Source organism: Pseudarthrobacter sulfonivorans, from assembly GCF_024391045.1.
Taxonomy (GTDB): Bacteria; Actinomycetota; Actinomycetes; order Actinomycetales; family Micrococcaceae; genus Arthrobacter; species Arthrobacter sulfonivorans_B.
Genome location: NZ_JANFCZ010000005.1, coordinates 58,345 through 73,288, shown reverse-complemented (window position 1 = coordinate 73,288; position 14,944 = coordinate 58,345). Strand labels below are relative to the sequence as shown.

The window sequence follows — 14,944 nt, the reverse complement described above, 5'->3', positions numbered from 1 at the left end:
TACCTGCTGTGGTGTCGCTTGCTGCATGGGCTAGTGGATCACGGCGAGGAGAACGCCGACTGCGACAAAGAGGACCCCGAATATGCGGCTCAGGACCTTCTGTCCGTGGGCGTTGTGGGTGAAACGCTGGAAGGACTTGGCGGCCAGCGCAAAGAAGAACCACATGACCATGATGTCGATGACCACCACGGTGGTGGTGAGTACCGCGTACTGGGGCAGGAGCGGCTGTTCCGGGCGGATGAACTGCGGCATGAAGGCGAGGAAGAAAACGATGGCCTTGGGGTTGAGGAGGTTGACCCACAGGCCGCGACGGAACATGGACCACCCCGGCTCGTTCCGAAGTGCGGCCGCCTGTTCCTGGTCCAGGTCCGGTTTGCTGAGAAACTGACGGATGCCCAGGTACACAAGGTAGGCGGCGCCGGCGTAGCGGATCACGTTGAAGGCCACCGGTGAGCTGGCCACCAGCACGCCGACCCCAAGGGCCACGATGATCACATGGACCACCAAGGCCGCCTGCTGGCCCAGGATCCCCCAAATGGAGCGGCGGAACCCGGACGTCAGGGAGTTGCTCATGGTGTTGATGGCACCGGCCCCCGGGGTGAAGCTGATCAGGACGCCGGCGCCCGCAAGCGCGAGCCAAAGGGAGAATTGCACCTCCCAAGTTTAGGGCGGTTCAGTCGTAGCCCCGGTAGCTCGAATGCACCCAGTGGCTCATGGTGCACGGAAGGTCATCGCCCAGCGGGTATTGGTCGAAGTACATGTGCGGCCCGTCGCACATGTATCCCGTCTCATCAATGCCAAGGTGTCCGATCATCCGGAAGCCGCGTTGATCCGCCAACACTTTCAGGCCGGCGGCCTCCTGGATGATCGGCACTTCCCACGGCGGGCAGTGCTCCGCCCAGATCCCGGCATGGGCAATCGCAAAATACCGGATCCGTTGTGACTCCAACTCATCCAGAACCGCGTCGAACTCCGGCTCCAGCTTTCCCGTGAAGTGGTCGGATGCCACCGTGATGCTCTCCAGCTGCATTTCTGCATCCAGCCCGATCACCACCAGCCGGGGGAGCAGTTTGTCTTCCTGGATTATGAACGGCCGTGCGAGTAGTTCAAGGTCAAAGCCTGCTTGAATGATCATGATCCGACGCTATTCGGGCGCAATGGTGCGTGTCAGCGTGGAATATCCGTATGTGGAAAAGTCAGGCGGTGGACCAAAAGGTACGCGGAGCTCACGCCCGCGCGATGACCTCGCCGTTGGGAATGAGGAACCAGCCGTCGTCGGTGGATCCCCAGCGGTGCCAGCCCGCAGAGATCCGGGCAAGGTCGGCCGCGTTGGCGAAACCGTACTCCAGGGCCTGGTCCGCAAACGCAGAGTGCAGCACCCGCTCGCCCCATACACGCGCCTGCCATCTCCGCTGCTGGCCGGTGGCGTAGAGCCAGTTGCTGCTGGTGGGCGCCACGTCGGTGAAGCCGGCGGATTGGGCCCAGGAGACCAGGCGGCGTCCGGCGTCGGGCTCGGCGCCGTTACGGCGGGCGATCTGCTGGTAAAGCTCCATCCACTCGTCGAGTTCCGGCAGTGACGGGTACCAGCTCATGCCGTGGAAGTCGGCGTCGCGCACGGCCACAATGCCGCCGGGCTTCGCCACGCGGCGCATCTCCCGCAGTGCCTCCACCGGGTCGGTCAGGTGCTGCAGGACCTGGTGGGCATGGACGACGTCGAACGTCTCATCTTCGAAGTCGAGGTCATAGATATTGCCCGCGACGAACTCAGCATTGGTGACGCCGCGTTCAGCGGCGAGCGCCGTTGCCTGCGCGATGATGTCCGGCGAGCGGTCCAGGCCGGTCACCTTTCCCGGGGAAACCAGCGCGGCGAAATCGCACGTGATGCTCCCGGGTCCGCAGCCGACGTCGAGCACGGATGTCCCGGGGGTGAGGTGCAGGATGACGAAGGCCGCGGAATTTTCCGCGGTCCTGGAAGCGTGGGCGCGGACCACGGACTCGTGGTGGCCGTGCGTATACACATCGTCGTCTTCAGGCTGCTGCGCACTCATAACCAAACGCTACCGCCGCCGTTGCAGGAATGGGAGGAACCGCCGTCGTGGGTTCCGCCCAACTGGGTGGCAGCACAAGTGGGTATGAGGGCCCAAAACGACATGTACCGCTACCTACTTGGGCGGGCGGGACTCAGCAGCGGCCGAGGCTCCGGGGTTGGCAGGAGAGCCGGGGGTGGCCGGGACGTCGCCGGACGCTTCCTGGCGGGCGGCGACGGTGGCATCCACCATGGCGGTCATAAACCGGGTCACCAGTTCCAGTTCCTCGGGGGAGAAGGCAGCGATGGCCGCCCCCATATGGCGGGACAGCGGCAGGAACATGGCGCCGCCGTCCTGGAAGGCCTTGGGCGTCATGCGGAGCTGGACCTGCCGCCGGTCCGACGCGTGCCGTTCGCGGACCACGTGGCCGGAGTTGTCCAGCCGGTCGATGAGGGCAGTGGTGGCCGGGGAGCTGAGGTGCAGTTCCTTCCGCAGGACGCCGGGCGTGACCACAAGGCCCTTGGCGGTGTGGCGCATGATGACAGCCAGGGCATTCAGATCGGTTCGGTGCATGTCATTGCGCTCGCCGGCGGAGTCCGCATACCGGTTGGCCTCAAGCGTGAATTCCTGCAGCAGCCGGATGAGGGACTGCGGTGCGGAGTCGGGTGGCCCCTGGAAGGGTTCTCCTGCCATGTATGTCCCTCCTCTGCCTGCGGCCGCGGTGCTGATGGCGGCACCTCGCGGTGCCTTGACGGATCTTACTGCAGCAACGCCCTCCGGGGCCCTTCCACGGGGACGATGGAGGAAATTGCACGACAGCCACTTATCTCTATGGTGGAGATACTCTATGATGGAATCAATTGTACGCCTCCGCTCCCCGGTCAAGAAGGAATCATGAAAACCAGTCCCCAACACAGCGCGCGGGTTCCGTTCTGGCTCCGCTGGCTCATCCCGGTCCTCCTGGTGCTCACGTGGCTGGCAGTCGCCGGCATTGGCGGACCCACGTTCGGACGCCTCAGTGAGGTCTCCTCGAATGACCAGGCCTCGTTCCTGCCCGCAAGTGCCGAAGCCACGGCGGCGCAGGAATGGCAGGCAAAGTTCCGGGACTCCAATGAAGTGCCTGCCGTCATCGTGATTGAGAATGCTGAGGCCTTCACCCGGGCCCAGCTGGGCGAGGCCGCCGGCCTGAAAGCCGACCTGGAAGCCCTCAAGCTCGGCAGCACCGTGATCGGCCCCATCCCCTCCGAGGACGGGAAAGCTGTCCAGTTCATCGCCCCGATCCGTTCATCCGGTGAGCTGAAGGAAGCGGTCAAGGAACTGCGGGCCACCGTTGCCGACGCCGCCCCGCAGGGCATGCAGACGTTCGTGACCGGACCTGCTGGCCTGGCCGCGGACCTCACCAGCGCGTTCGCAGGGATTGACGGCATCCTGCTGCTGGTGGCACTCGGTGCTGTCTTTGTCATCCTCCTGATCGTCTACCGCTCCCTGCTCCTGCCCATCGCGGTCCTGCTGACGTCCGTCTTCGCACTGTGCGCCGCCATCCTGCTGGTGTTCGGAATGGCCAAACTCGGCTGGATCCAGCTGAACGGACAGAGCCAGGGCATCCTGTCCATCCTGGTGATCGGCGCGGCCACGGACTATGCGCTGCTGTACGTGGCGCGGTTCCGCGAAGCCCTGACCCACACCCACAACCGGACCGCGGCGGTGTTGACGGCGTGGAAGGCGTCCGTGGAACCGATCGTGGCTTCCGGCGCCACCGTCATCATTGCTCTCCTCTGCCTGCTGTTTTCCGATCTGAACTCCAACAAGGGCCTGGGCCCGGTGGCCGCCGCGGGCATCCTCTGCTCGCTGTTCGCGGCGCTGACCCTGCTGCCGGCGCTGATGGCACTCCTGGGCCGGGCCGCGTTCTGGCCGTTCCGCCCCAAGCTGGTCCCGGACCACCAGCGCGAACCGGAGCTGGTGACCGGCCTGGAGGGGCAGAAGGGTCTCTGGCGTGCCACCGGTTCGCTGGTCTCCCGACGCCCGCGCACCGTGTGGATCGCCTCGGTCCTCCTGCTGCTGGTGGCCTCGACGGGCATCCTGCAGCTGAAGGCCAACGGCGTGCCGCAGACGGATGTCATCCTCACAGCGTCCAACGCCGTGGACGGCCAGGACGCGCTGGCGCGCCATTTCGACGCCGGCAGCGGCAGCCCCGCCGTCGTGGTTGCGGATGAAGGCAAGGCTGCAGAGGTGCTCGCAAAGGTCAAAGCGGCCGACGGCGTGGGAGACGCCTACCTCCTGGCTCCAGGCAGCGTCCCCATCGTTTCCACCGGTTCAGGCGCACCCGGGGCCCCCACCGCCCCCGACGTCCGCGACGGCAAAGTGCTGATCAACGCCACACTCAACTATGCCGCGGATTCCATCGAGGCCGAGGACGTGGTCAAGGCGCTGCGCCAGGAGGTGAAGGCCGTCGACGCCGGTGCGCTGGTGGGCGGGGTGACCGCCACGGCCCTGGATACGAACACCACCGCGCAGCGCGACCTGGTGATCATCATCCCCGTGGTGCTGGTGGTCATCCTCTTTATCCTGATGCTCCTGCTCCGCTCCGTGGTGGCACCGGTCCTCCTGGTGCTCTCGGTGGTGCTGTCCTACGGCGCGGCAATGGGCGTCTCGGCCTTGGTGTTCAACAATCTGCTCGGTTTCCCCGGCGCGGATGCCACCGTGCCGCTATTCGGATTCGTCTTCCTGGTGGCCCTGGGCGTGGACTACAACATCTTCCTCATGAGCCGGGTGCGCGAGGAATCGCTGAAGCACGGGACGCGTCCGGGGATCCTCCGCGGGCTGGGGGTGACCGGCGGTGTGATCACGTCAGCCGGCGTGGTGCTGGCCGCCACCTTTGCCGCCTTGAGCATCATTCCCATCATGTTCCTGGTCCAACTGGCGTTCATTGTGGCCTTCGGTGTGCTGCTGGACACGGTCCTGGTGCGCTCGCTGCTGGTTCCGGCCCTGACCTCCGACATCGGCCCGCGCATCTGGTGGCCGAGCAAGCTGGGCCGTCCGGAGCTGGATGCGGCCGCCACGCGGGACACCGCAGACGTGGAGCTGGAGTCGGAAGGCGCCGGCAGCCGGTAGCCACCGCCCTGGGTAGCCTCAGCCCTGCGCCCGCCACCAGGCCACCGTTTCCGCGGCGGCCTGGTGCAGGGGTGTCGGCTGCAGGCCCAGGGCGGCCTGGCTCGCGGCCGAGTCCATCACGAAGGGCTCTTGGAACTGGTAGAGGGTCTCGCCGAGCTCCCCGAGATCCTTCGAGAAGACACCCATCGTCCGGAGCGCCCAACCGGGGATTGCCCCAATCTTCGGCGGGGCGGCTCCGCCGGCTTCCGCGAAGGCAGTTGCCAGCTGCCGCTGCGTCACCGCCGGACCGGTGGGCGCGTGCCACACTTTGTTCCACAGTGCGGGGGTCTGCGCGGAGCGGATCATCGCCGCTGCGAGGTCCGGGACGTAGGTGAACGAGTGTGGCTGGTCCGCGCTGCCGACAACCCAGAGTTTCTTTCCCGCCAGGACAGGCGCCACCATGCGTTCGCCGCCGTGGGAGTTCCGGACATGCGGGCCGAAGAAGTCGCCGGCCGCCACGCTGACGGTGTTGGCGGGCGAGGCGTCCCTGGACTGGAGCAGGTCAGTGCGGACTCCGCGCTTGCCGCCGCGGGCGGTCCGCGGCCCCGCTTCGGTCATGGGCCGGTCCGGCTCGCTGTAGGAGTAGAGGCTTTCGGGAAAAACGACGACGGCGCCAGCCTCGTGCGCCGCGGCCAGCACCGTTTGTTCCGCCCGGGGCAGTTCCGCCCGCCACGCGTCCGCCGTGTAGGAGGATCCGTGGATGCAGTGGAACACGGCGGTGGCGCCTGCGAACGCCGCACGCACCTGGGCGGCATCCTGGACGTCGACGGTCAGCCGTTCCACCAGCGGATGCGCCGGGCCCGAGCCGGAACGCGTCAGTACCTTCACGTGCTTGCCCTGCCCGGCCAGCTGTTCGGCGACCGCCCAGCCAACAGGGCCGGCACCCGTGACAACATTGAGATCGTTCATGACTTCCCCTTCGAGACTTTCTTCGTTTGAGAGCACTGCTCTCCAATAAGGATGCTCGCCGTCCGGACCTACGTCAAGAGCAGTGCTCTCAATTGTTGACACTGCTCTGCTTTGTGCGATGCTGGACCCATGAGTGACGCCGCCGCCAACGCGGAAACCGCCGTCCGGACGCCCAGGGAGCGGGCCCGTGCCCAGACGATCGCTGACATTGTTCGGCTGGGCCGGGACCACCTGGCAACCCACGGCGCGGCCGCGCTGTCCCTGCGCGCCGTAGCAAGGGATCTGGGTGTTGTCTCGTCCGCCGTCTACCGCTACGTGGCCAACCGGGACGAGCTTCTGACCCTGCTGCTGGTGGACGCCTACAACGAGCTCGGTGATGCGGTGGATGCGGCCGTGAACGCACGGCCTGAGCGTGACTTCGCCGGCCGGTTTACTGCCCTGGGACTCGCAGTCCGGGGCTGGGCGCTGCGTGAGCCCGCCCGCTACGGCCTGCTGTTCGGCAGCCCGGTGCCCGGCTATCAGGCCCCCGCCAGCCAGACCACGGCGCCCGGCACCCGGGTGATTTACCGTCTGGTGGGGATCCTCGACGCCGCCTACCGCGCAGGCGACCTGACGCCGCCGGCGTGTGCCGCCGTCGTGCCTCCCCCCGTGCCTCCGGCGCTTGCTGCCGATTTCGAAACGATCCGCGCGGAACTTGGACTGGCCGTGCCCGACGTCCTCGTGGCCAACGGCGTGCTGGCGTGGACGTCGCTGTTCGGCGCCGTGAGCTTCGAGGTCTTCGGCCAGTATGGGTCCGAAACGTTCAGCGCCCGCGATGAACTCTTCGAGCACCACCTGGCGGTCCTCGCGGGCGTGGCGGGCTTCAGCTCGATCTGATCCGGCCCGGCGTGTCACGCCACGCATGCTTTTGGCCGTCCGTCGTCGGTAAGCGCGCGGATTTCCGGGGACGCCGGCCCGCGGTGGCGCCGAAAGCCTGTTTTGCGTGACGCCCGGACGCGAACGGTTCCGGCTACGTGGGCCAATAATAGTAAGCCTACTGCCCTTTTGTTTGGCATCATCCGGGTCTAGCCTGAGCAGCAGGAAGTCTTCCGCCGCCGTAAGAACCCAGGAGGCCGCCGTGGCTGACCGCATAGCTGAGATCTGGGGGAGCCGAACCCCTTATGCCCGGGGCGGGCTGTGGCCCGTCCGGGTGGACCAGGCGCTCGACGGCGGCGTACAGGAAGCGGACGTTGACCGTTGGGTGCAGTCCGCCTGTGTCCTGTGCAGCAACGGCTGCGCCTGCGACATCGCGGTCAAGGACGGCTCTATGGTGGGCATCCGCGGCCGGGCAGGCGACTTGGTCAACCACGGCCGGCTGGGGCCGAAGGGGCTTTTCGCCAGCTGGCAGGGAGTCTCGCACAAGGACCGGCTCACCCGTCCGCTGATCCGCGAGAACGGCCGGCTGGTGGAGTGCAGCTGGGAGGTGGCGATGGACCGCATTGTGGGGCGGAGCCGGGAACTGCTCACGGCCAAAGGTCCCCTCAGTCACGGTTTCTACACCAGCGGCCAGCTGTTCCTCGAGGAGTACTACGCCTTGGCGGTGATCGGCAAGGCCGGCATCGGCACGCCCCACATGGACGGCAACACGAGGCTGTGCACGGCCACCGCGGCAGCGTCGCTCAAGGAGTCGTTTGGAGCCGACGGACAGCCCGGCGCCTACGAAGATATCGACCACTGCGACGCGCTCTTCCTCTACGGCCACAACATGGCCGAAACGCAGACCGTCCTGTGGTCCCGCGTCCTGGACCGGATCGCCGGACCGGACCGGCCGAAGATTGTCTGTGTGGATCCCCGTGACACCGAGGTTGCCAGGCATGCCGACGTCCACCTGGCGCTGAAGCCGGGCACCAACCTTGCCCTGATGCATGCCCTGGTCCGGGAAATCCTGCACAACGGCTGGGAGGATGCGGCCTACCTGGACAGCCACACGCTGGGCCTGGAAGAGCTCAGGAAAACAGTGGAACCATGGACTCCCGAGGCCGCCGCGGAAACGTGCGGCGTGGCAGCAGCGGACATCCGGGAAGCGGCCCGGATCTTCGGCATGTCCGGACGGGTGCTGTCCACCGTGCTGCAGGGTTTCTACCAGTCCTCGCAGGCAACAGCGGCGTCCTGCCAGGTGAACAACCTGCACCTGCTCCGCGGCCTGCTGGGCCGCCCCGGCTGCGGCATCCTGCAAATGAACGGGCAGCCAACCGCGCAGAACAATCGGGAGTGCGGGGCCGACGGCGACCTGCCGGGTTTCCGGAATTGGGAAAACGAGGACCACATCAAGGAGCTGGCACGGCTCTGGGATGTCGATCCGGCCATCATTCCCCACTGGGCGCCGCCCACGCATGCCCTGCAGATCTTCCGGTACGCGGAGCAGGGGTCCATCGAATTCCTCTGGGTCTCGGCCACCAACCCGGCCGTGTCCATGCCGCAGCTCCCCAGGATCAGGGAGATCCTCGCCAAGCCCGAGCTCTTCCTGGTGGTGCAGGATCTGTACCTGACCGAAACCGCCCAAGCGGCCGACGTCGTCCTTCCTGCCGCGGGGTGGGGCGAAAAGGCCGGGACGTTCACCAACGTCAACCGCACCGTCCACCTCTCGGAAAAGGCGGTGGAACCACCGGGTGAAGCCCGGGCCGACCTGGACATCTTCCTCGACTATTCACGCCGGATGGACTTCCGGAACCTGTCCGGCGGGCCGCTGCTGCCGTGGACCGGCCCGGAGGACACTTTCGAGGCGTGGAAGGAATGCTCAGCAGGCCGGCCGTGTGACTACTCTGCGATGAGCTACGACAGGCTGCGCGGCGGCAGCGGCATCCCGTGGCCCTGCAACGGCGAGAATCCTAACGGCTGCGTCCGGCTGTACGGCGACGGCGAGTTCCCCACGGCACCCGACTACTGCGAAAGCTACGGCCACGACCTGCTGACCGGGGCATCCGTACCGCCCGCCGAGTACAAAGCGATGGCACCCGCCGGCCGGGCCATCCTGCGCAGCACCGCCTACGTGCCGCCCCATGAGGAACCGGACCAGGACTACCCCCTGCGTTACACCACCGGGCGGACCGCCTACCATTTCCACACCCGGACCAAGACGGCGCGCTCCCGGCCGCTCGATGCCGCCGCACCGAAAGTCTGGCTCGAAATGGCCGCCGACGACAGTGCCGCCCTCGGAATTGCCGAAGGCGACCTGGTGCGGGTAACGTCCCGGCGGGGTCGCCTTGAGGCGCCCGTCCGGATCACCGACATCCGCCCCGGGACGGTTTTTGCCCCCTTCCACTACGGCTACTGGGACACCGGCGGAACACCAGGGGAACACCCTACGGCCGCCAACGAGCTGACCCTGACCGAGTGGGATCCTGTCTCCAAGCAACCGGTGTTCAAGAACGCGGCGGTACGGGTTGAGCGGATCGGTGCCGGTGCAGGACCAGCACCGGCACCGACCACGACGGCGTCGCGCCCCACCGGGACTGGCGCGGTTCCGGCCACCCGAGGCGGTCCGGAAGCCGAGGCGTCCGAGGCCATTGAGCCCACCCCGCCGCCCGAGTTCCCATCCGCCATCACACCAGTTGGAGGCAGGCCATGAACCTCACCATCTACCTGGGGCTGCTGCGCCAGGCCGAAGAGACCCTGGGAAGCTCCTTTCGCCAGGTCGCGGACGGTCACGGCGAGGAGCCGGACGTCCACTTCCTGTGCCTCACCCTGGCGGGGCAGTGCGACGGACATCGGCGGCTGCTGCAGCCCGTCGTCGAACGCTACGGCGAGGAGGAGTCCGGCAACGAACCGGAACGCCTGCACGCCGAGGGCCTTGCCGAAACCCGGAGCGGACCCGTCGGCTTGCTTCGGGACCTGCAGGACCTGTACCTCCTGGCGAGCTTCGTGGACATCACCTGGACCATGGTTAAGCAGGCCGCTTCCGCCCTGCGCGATGAGGAACTCCTCGAGGTGGTGGCGCAGTGCGGCAAGGAGACATCGAGGCAGCTCAAATGGCTGCAGACGCGGATGAAGCAGGCGGCTCCCCAGGCCTTGGTGGCAGCACGCTGATAAACGGATCTAAGTTGCAGCCGCCCCTGTTTAGCCCGGCCTGTGCTGGGTAAACTCCAAGTGCGCCCGCATGGACGCGCAACCTCGAGGAAGAGATGCCACCATGAGCGAAAATCACATTCCTGCCGACGAGCCGGTTGCCCGCGACGCTGCCCGGGAAGAGCAGGCACGGCGCGCCGGCACAGCGCCCGGGCTGGAGGGCGAAGGCGGCCAGTACGAAGAGGGCGACTACGGCGATGCCGGAGTAGTGGGCCCCGCCGAAGTGGATCCCGAGGAAGCCCAGTACCCCGACGGTGATTACGGTGAGGCCGGGACCACCGGAACGGACCGTGCAGAAGGGGCTATCCGGGAGGGCCTTACTGACGGACAGGTAAACACCACCGACCAGGAGCGCGGACCGCTCCACGGGTAGGCCGGCGGCGCCGCGACGCCCCCAAACGTTCTCCTACAGCGAAACGCACCAGCCGCCGTCGTACTTCCCGTGGTCCAAAATCCCCGGAAACACGCGGCGGCCGGGGTGGTGTGTCCTCCGAAAACTCCAAAGTTGAGCGTACTGCGCTCAACTTTGGATTGACATCTTTCATGCCCTGAGTAAAGTTGAGTGCAGAACGCTCAATGAGTGGGCGCCAGCAAGTTTCCAAGGAAAGAAGGAAGCAACTTATGTCACGTGCAGTAGGTATCGACCTCGGAACCACCAACTCCGTCGTCTCCGTTCTCGAAGGTGGCGAGCCCACCGTTATTGCCAACGCCGAGGGTGGCCGCACCACGCCGTCGGTCGTTGCGTTCTCCAAGTCCGGCGAGGTCCTGGTGGGCGAAATCGCCAAGCGCCAGGCCGTCAACAACATCGACCGCACCATCGCCTCCGTCAAGCGCCACATGGGCACCGACTGGTCCGTCGCGATCGATGACAAGAAGTACACCGCGCAGGAAATCTCCGCGCGCGTGCTGATGAAGCTGAAGAACGACGCCGAGTCCTACCTCGGTGAAAAGGTCACCGACGCTGTGATCACCGTTCCGGCCTACTTCAACGACGCCGAACGCCAGGCCACCAAGGAAGCCGGCGAAATCGCGGGCATGAACGTCCTGCGCATCGTCAACGAGCCCACCGCCGCGGCACTGGCCTACGGCCTGGACAAGGGCAAGGAAGACGAACTCATCCTGGTCTTCGACCTCGGTGGCGGCACGTTCGACGTCTCCCTGCTCGAAGTGGGCAAGGACGAAGACAACTTCTCCACCATCCAGGTCCGCGCCACCGCCGGTGACAACCGCCTCGGCGGCGACGACTGGGACCAGCGCGTCGTGGACTACCTGCTGAACCAACTCAAGGTCAAGGGCATTGACCTGTCCAAGGACAAGATCGCCCTGCAGCGCCTCCGTGAAGCATCCGAGCAGGCCAAGAAGGAACTGTCCTCCTCCACCAGCACCAACGTCTCCCTGCAGTACCTCTCCGTCACCCCCGATGGCCCGGTGCACCTGGACGAGCAGCTGACCCGCGCCAAGTTCCAGGACCTCACCAAGGACCTGCTCGAGCGCACCAAGAAGCCGTTCCACGACGTTATCAAGGAAGCCGGCATCAAGCTTTCCGAGATCGACCACATCGTCCTCGTCGGCGGTTCCACCCGTATGCCCGCCGTGTACGACCTGGTCAAGGAACTCGCCGGCGGCAAGGAGCCCAACAAGGGCGTCAACCCGGATGAGGTCGTCGCAGTCGGCGCCGCGCTCCAGGCCGGTGTCCTCAAGGGCGAGCGCAAGGACGTCCTGCTGATCGACGTCACCCCGCTGTCCCTCGGCATCGAAACCAAGGGTGGCGTCATGACGCACCTGATCGAGCGCAACACCGCCATCCCCACGAAGCGGTCCGAGACCTTCACCACCGCTGATGACAACCAGCCGTCCGTGGCCATCCAGGTCTTCCAGGGCGAGCGTGAGTTCACCCGCGACAACAAGCCGCTGGGCACGTTCGAGCTGACCGGCATCGCGCCGGCTCCGCGCGGCGTCCCGCAGGTCGAGGTCACCTTCGACATCGACGCCAACGGCATCGTCCACGTCTCCGCGAAGGACAAGGGCACAGGCAAGGAACAGTCCATGACCATCACCGGCGGCACCGCGCTGTCCAAGGAAGACATTGACCGCATGGTCAAGGACGCCGAGGAGCACGCAGCCGAGGACAAGGCCCGCCGCGAGGCCACCGACACCCGCAACACGGCCGAACAGCTCGCTTACTCCGTGGACAAGCTCATCGCCGACAACGCCGACAAGCTGCCCGAAGAGGTCAAGACCGAGGTCCAGGCCGACGTCGACGCCCTCAAGAAGGCCCTCGAAGGCACGGATGACGCCGCCGTAAAGACCGCGTTCGAGAAGCTGCAGGCTTCCCAGACCAAGCTCGGCGAGGCAATCTACGCCCAGGCCGGTTCGCCGGACGGCGCCACCGGTGCTCCGGGTGCTGAAGGTGCCGCAGGCGGCGAGAAGACCGGTTCTGCCTCCGGCGAAGAAGACATCGTCGACGCCGAGATCATCGACGAAGACGAAGCGAAGAAGTAGCCATGCCGCACCACGGTAACGAGGAAGAGCACAACGCATCACCCGGTGAAGAACGCCAGCAGGAACCGGTCATCCGGGACAACCGCAAGGTTGACCCGGTGACCGGGCAGGCCCGGCACCCGGAGGGCGGGCACGGTGAGGCTCCCCAGGGTGAGGCGCCGGTGGACTCCGACGGTGACGCCCTGGCCCAGGCCGAGGAAATCCTCAACGGCGTCGAGGTGCCGGCCGAGGATTCGGTGGCCCAGGGTTCAGCCCACGCCGAAGCCGCGGAGCTGAAGAACGATCTCCTTCGCCTCCAGGCCGAGTACGTCAACTACCGCAAGCGCGTTGAACGCGACCGGGCCGTGGCAGGGGAGATGGCCGTCATCGGCGTCCTGAACTCGCTGCTTCCGGTCCTGGACGACATCGACGCCGCGCGCCAGCACGGTGACCTCGCGGAGGGCCCGTTCGCGGCCATCGCCACCAAGCTGGAGACCACGTTGAAGACGTACGGCCTGGTCCGTATCGCCGAGACCGGCGTGGAGTTCGATCCGAACATCCACGAGGCACTGATCCAGCAGTCGGGCGAGGACATCGAGGTTGACACCGTCAGCCAGGTCCTCCGCTCCGGTTACAAATCAGGCGACCGCGTCCTCCGCGCAGCACAGGTTATCGTCGCAGTCCCTGCGTAAGGTGAGATAACCACAAAGCTCGCAGCGGTATAGGGGCCCCGGGAGTGGCTTCGGGCCTGCCGGAGCGTGGTGGCTTGGTCCGACAGGACCGAGTCACCACGCGTAGGGGCGGGGGCCCCTATACCGCGGAGAGCTGTCAGTTAAAAGACTTTTGAAAGGAAACGCCATTGGCTAGCCAGGATTGGGTGGACAAGGACTTTTACGCGATCCTTGGCGTCGCCAAGGACGCTTCCGACGCCGACATTAAGAAGGCGTACCGGAAACTTGCCCGCCAGCACCACCCGGATACCAACGAAGGCAACGCCGCCTCGGAGAAGAAGTTCAAGGACATCTCCGAGGCTTATTCGGTGCTCTCCGATCCGGACGAGCGCCAGCAGTACGATGCCATCCGGGCCATGGGCGGAGGCGCCAGGTTCGCGCCGGGCGGCGCTGCCGGCGGCAACGGCGGCTTCGAGGACATGTTCGGCGGCCTGTTCACCGGGAACGCCGGCCGCCACTCCGGCGGCTTCAGTACTTCGGGCGGCATTCCGCCCGAGTTCGCGGACCTGTTCGGCGGCGGCTTCGGCGGCCAGACCGGCTTCCAGCGCGCACCCCAAAAGGGCGCTGACCGCACCGCGTCCACCAGTATCTCGTTCGCCGGCTCGATCCGCGGCACCACCATCGGCCTGCGCGAACCGAGCGGCGAAGTCATCGACGTCCGTGTCCCCGCCGGCATCAAGGACGGGCAGAAAGTGCGCGTCCGCGGGAAGGGCCAGCCGTCTCCGGCAGGCAACGGGGACCTGGTTGTGGCTGTCTCGGTCCAGTCCCACGCTTTTTACACGCGCGACGGCGACAACCTCCGCATCCACGTCCCGGTCACCTTCCCGGAAGCTGCTTTGGGTGCCGACATCGAGGTCCCCACGATCGACGGCGAGAAGGTCAAGGTCCGGGTTCCGGCCGGCACGCCGTCGGGCCGCACGCTCCGGGTAAAGGGCCGCGGCGTGAAAACGTCGAAGGCGACCGGCGACCTCCTGGTGACCATCGACGTCGCGGTCCCCAAGAACCTGAACAAGGACGCCGAAGCGGCTGTGAAGGCCTTTGCCGAGGCCACGGCCGACGCCGATGTCCGCGAGGGCCTGGCCGCCAAGGCCCGGCTGTAAGCGGAGCAAGCCGTGAATATCAGTGCTGACCAGCCGATCTTCGTGATCTCGGTGGCGGCCGAGCTGGCGGATATGCACCCGCAGACGCTCCGGCAGTACGACAGGCTGGGCATTGTGTCGCCCAGCCGGGCGCCGGGGAAGTCGCGCCGCTACTCGCAGCGGGACGTCAACATGCTGCGAGAGGTCCAGCGGCTCTCCCACGAGGGCGTCTCACTGGAGGGCATCAAACGGATCCTCGAACTAGAGAACCAGGTGGCCGCGCTCCAGCGCAAGGTAAGCGAGCTGACCGAGGAGGTGGCCCGCCGTCGTGATCCCTTGGATTCCAGGATTTTCGCAGCCGGTGCAGCGGGCGATGTGGTGAGCCTGGCACGCGGCCAGCGCCCGCGCGCCCGCTCGCAGGCAGTGGTGGTCTGGCGGCCCAGGGCCCTGGGCAAGTAGGCAC

14 protein-coding genes are annotated in these 14,944 nt (G+C 66.5%); 9 read left to right on the top strand and 5 right to left on the bottom strand.

Annotated features, from left to right (window positions below):
• Positions 1-30: 30 nt before the first annotated feature.
• The 4 genes from NQJ30_RS05150 to NQJ30_RS05135 form a co-directional block, all read right to left on the bottom strand.
• Entirely contained in the window at positions 31-654 is a 624-nt protein-coding gene (locus NQJ30_RS05150) for a LysE family transporter (protein WP_255768678.1), read from the bottom strand.
• 19 nt (positions 655-673) lie between these two features.
• Entirely contained in the window at positions 674-1,135 is a 462-nt protein-coding gene (locus NQJ30_RS05145; protein WP_255768677.1) for a hypothetical protein, read from the bottom strand.
• Between the two features lie 91 nt (positions 1,136-1,226).
• The gene (locus tag NQJ30_RS05140; RefSeq protein ID WP_255768676.1) at positions 1,227-2,048 is read right to left on the bottom strand and encodes a methyltransferase domain-containing protein; all 822 of its coding nucleotides are present in this window, start codon (positions 2,046-2,048) and stop codon (positions 1,227-1,229) included.
• 114 nt (positions 2,049-2,162) lie between these two features.
• Complete coding sequence (locus tag NQJ30_RS05135) at positions 2,163-2,720, bottom strand: MarR family winged helix-turn-helix transcriptional regulator (RefSeq protein ID WP_255768675.1); 558 nt, start codon at positions 2,718-2,720, stop codon at positions 2,163-2,165.
• A gap of 201 nt (positions 2,721-2,921) precedes the next feature.
• Between NQJ30_RS05135 and NQJ30_RS05130 the strand changes: the two genes are divergently transcribed.
• Positions 2,922-5,138 (top strand): MMPL family transporter, encoded by a 2,217-nt coding sequence (locus NQJ30_RS05130; protein ID WP_255768674.1) that lies wholly within the window; start codon positions 2,922-2,924, stop codon positions 5,136-5,138.
• Positions 5,139-5,156: 18 nt separating this feature from the next.
• Here the strand turns inward: NQJ30_RS05130 and NQJ30_RS05125 are convergent, their stop codons facing one another.
• Positions 5,157-6,086 carry an NAD-dependent epimerase/dehydratase family protein gene (locus NQJ30_RS05125; RefSeq protein WP_255768673.1) on the bottom strand — a complete coding sequence of 310 codons (930 nt, stop codon included), beginning with the start codon at positions 6,084-6,086 and terminating at the stop codon, positions 5,157-5,159.
• Positions 6,087-6,215: 129 nt separating this feature from the next.
• Between NQJ30_RS05125 and NQJ30_RS05120 the strand changes: the two genes are divergently transcribed.
• The 8 genes from NQJ30_RS05120 to NQJ30_RS05085 all read left to right on the top strand — a co-directional run bounded on the left by NQJ30_RS05120 (position 6,216) and on the right by NQJ30_RS05085 (position 14,940).
• A complete protein-coding gene (locus NQJ30_RS05120; RefSeq protein ID WP_255768672.1) occupies positions 6,216-6,962 on the top strand; it encodes a TetR/AcrR family transcriptional regulator in 747 nt (248 codons plus the stop codon).
• A 241-nt stretch (positions 6,963-7,203) separates the two neighbouring features.
• Positions 7,204-9,693: a molybdopterin oxidoreductase family protein gene (locus NQJ30_RS05115; RefSeq protein ID WP_255768671.1), complete on the top strand. Its 2,490-nt coding sequence runs from the start codon at positions 7,204-7,206 to the stop codon at positions 9,691-9,693.
• A complete protein-coding gene (locus NQJ30_RS05110; RefSeq protein ID WP_255768670.1) occupies positions 9,690-10,151 on the top strand; it encodes a hypothetical protein in 462 nt (153 codons plus the stop codon). Before NQJ30_RS05115 ends, NQJ30_RS05110 begins: the two co-directional genes overlap by 4 nt.
• 103 nt (positions 10,152-10,254) lie before the next feature.
• Entirely contained in the window at positions 10,255-10,563 is a 309-nt protein-coding gene (locus NQJ30_RS05105) for a hypothetical protein (protein ID WP_255768669.1), read from the top strand.
• Positions 10,564-10,811: 248 nt separating this feature from the next.
• Positions 10,812-12,692, top strand: coding sequence for a molecular chaperone DnaK (gene dnaK / locus NQJ30_RS05100; RefSeq protein ID WP_255768667.1), 1,881 nt, complete (start codon positions 10,812-10,814; stop codon positions 12,690-12,692).
• A gap of 2 nt (positions 12,693-12,694) precedes the next feature.
• A complete protein-coding gene (locus NQJ30_RS05095; RefSeq protein WP_255768666.1) occupies positions 12,695-13,363 on the top strand; it encodes a nucleotide exchange factor GrpE in 669 nt (222 codons plus the stop codon).
• A 167-nt stretch (positions 13,364-13,530) separates the two neighbouring features.
• A complete protein-coding gene (locus NQJ30_RS05090; RefSeq protein WP_255768665.1) occupies positions 13,531-14,502 on the top strand; it encodes a DnaJ C-terminal domain-containing protein in 972 nt (323 codons plus the stop codon).
• A gap of 12 nt (positions 14,503-14,514) precedes the next feature.
• Positions 14,515-14,940 (top strand): heat shock protein transcriptional repressor HspR, encoded by a 426-nt coding sequence (locus NQJ30_RS05085; RefSeq protein WP_255768664.1) that lies wholly within the window; start codon positions 14,515-14,517, stop codon positions 14,938-14,940.
• Positions 14,941-14,944 lie beyond the last annotated feature (4 nt).

Excerpts from the sequence above, each read along its gene's own strand:
- NQJ30_RS05135 (WP_255768675.1), bottom strand. The coding sequence starts at position 2,720 with ATGGCAGGAGAACCCTTCCAGGGGCCACCCGACTCCGCACCGCAGTCC.
- NQJ30_RS05105 (WP_255768669.1), top strand. The coding sequence starts at position 10,255 with ATGAGCGAAAATCACATTCCTGCCGACGAGCCGGTTGCCCGCGACGCT.
- NQJ30_RS05110 (WP_255768670.1), top strand. The coding sequence starts at position 9,690 with ATGAACCTCACCATCTACCTGGGGCTGCTGCGCCAGGCCGAAGAGACC.
- NQJ30_RS05140 (WP_255768676.1), bottom strand. The coding sequence starts at position 2,048 with ATGAGTGCGCAGCAGCCTGAAGACGACGATGTGTATACGCACGGCCAC.
- NQJ30_RS05145 (WP_255768677.1), bottom strand. The coding sequence starts at position 1,135 with ATGATCATTCAAGCAGGCTTTGACCTTGAACTACTCGCACGGCCGTTC.
- NQJ30_RS05130 (WP_255768674.1), top strand. The coding sequence starts at position 2,922 with ATGAAAACCAGTCCCCAACACAGCGCGCGGGTTCCGTTCTGGCTCCGC.
- NQJ30_RS05120 (WP_255768672.1), top strand. The coding sequence starts at position 6,216 with ATGAGTGACGCCGCCGCCAACGCGGAAACCGCCGTCCGGACGCCCAGG.
- dnaK (WP_255768667.1), top strand. The coding sequence starts at position 10,812 with ATGTCACGTGCAGTAGGTATCGACCTCGGAACCACCAACTCCGTCGTC.
- NQJ30_RS05125 (WP_255768673.1), bottom strand. The coding sequence starts at position 6,086 with ATGAACGATCTCAATGTTGTCACGGGTGCCGGCCCTGTTGGCTGGGCG.
- NQJ30_RS05095 (WP_255768666.1), top strand. The coding sequence starts at position 12,695 with ATGCCGCACCACGGTAACGAGGAAGAGCACAACGCATCACCCGGTGAA.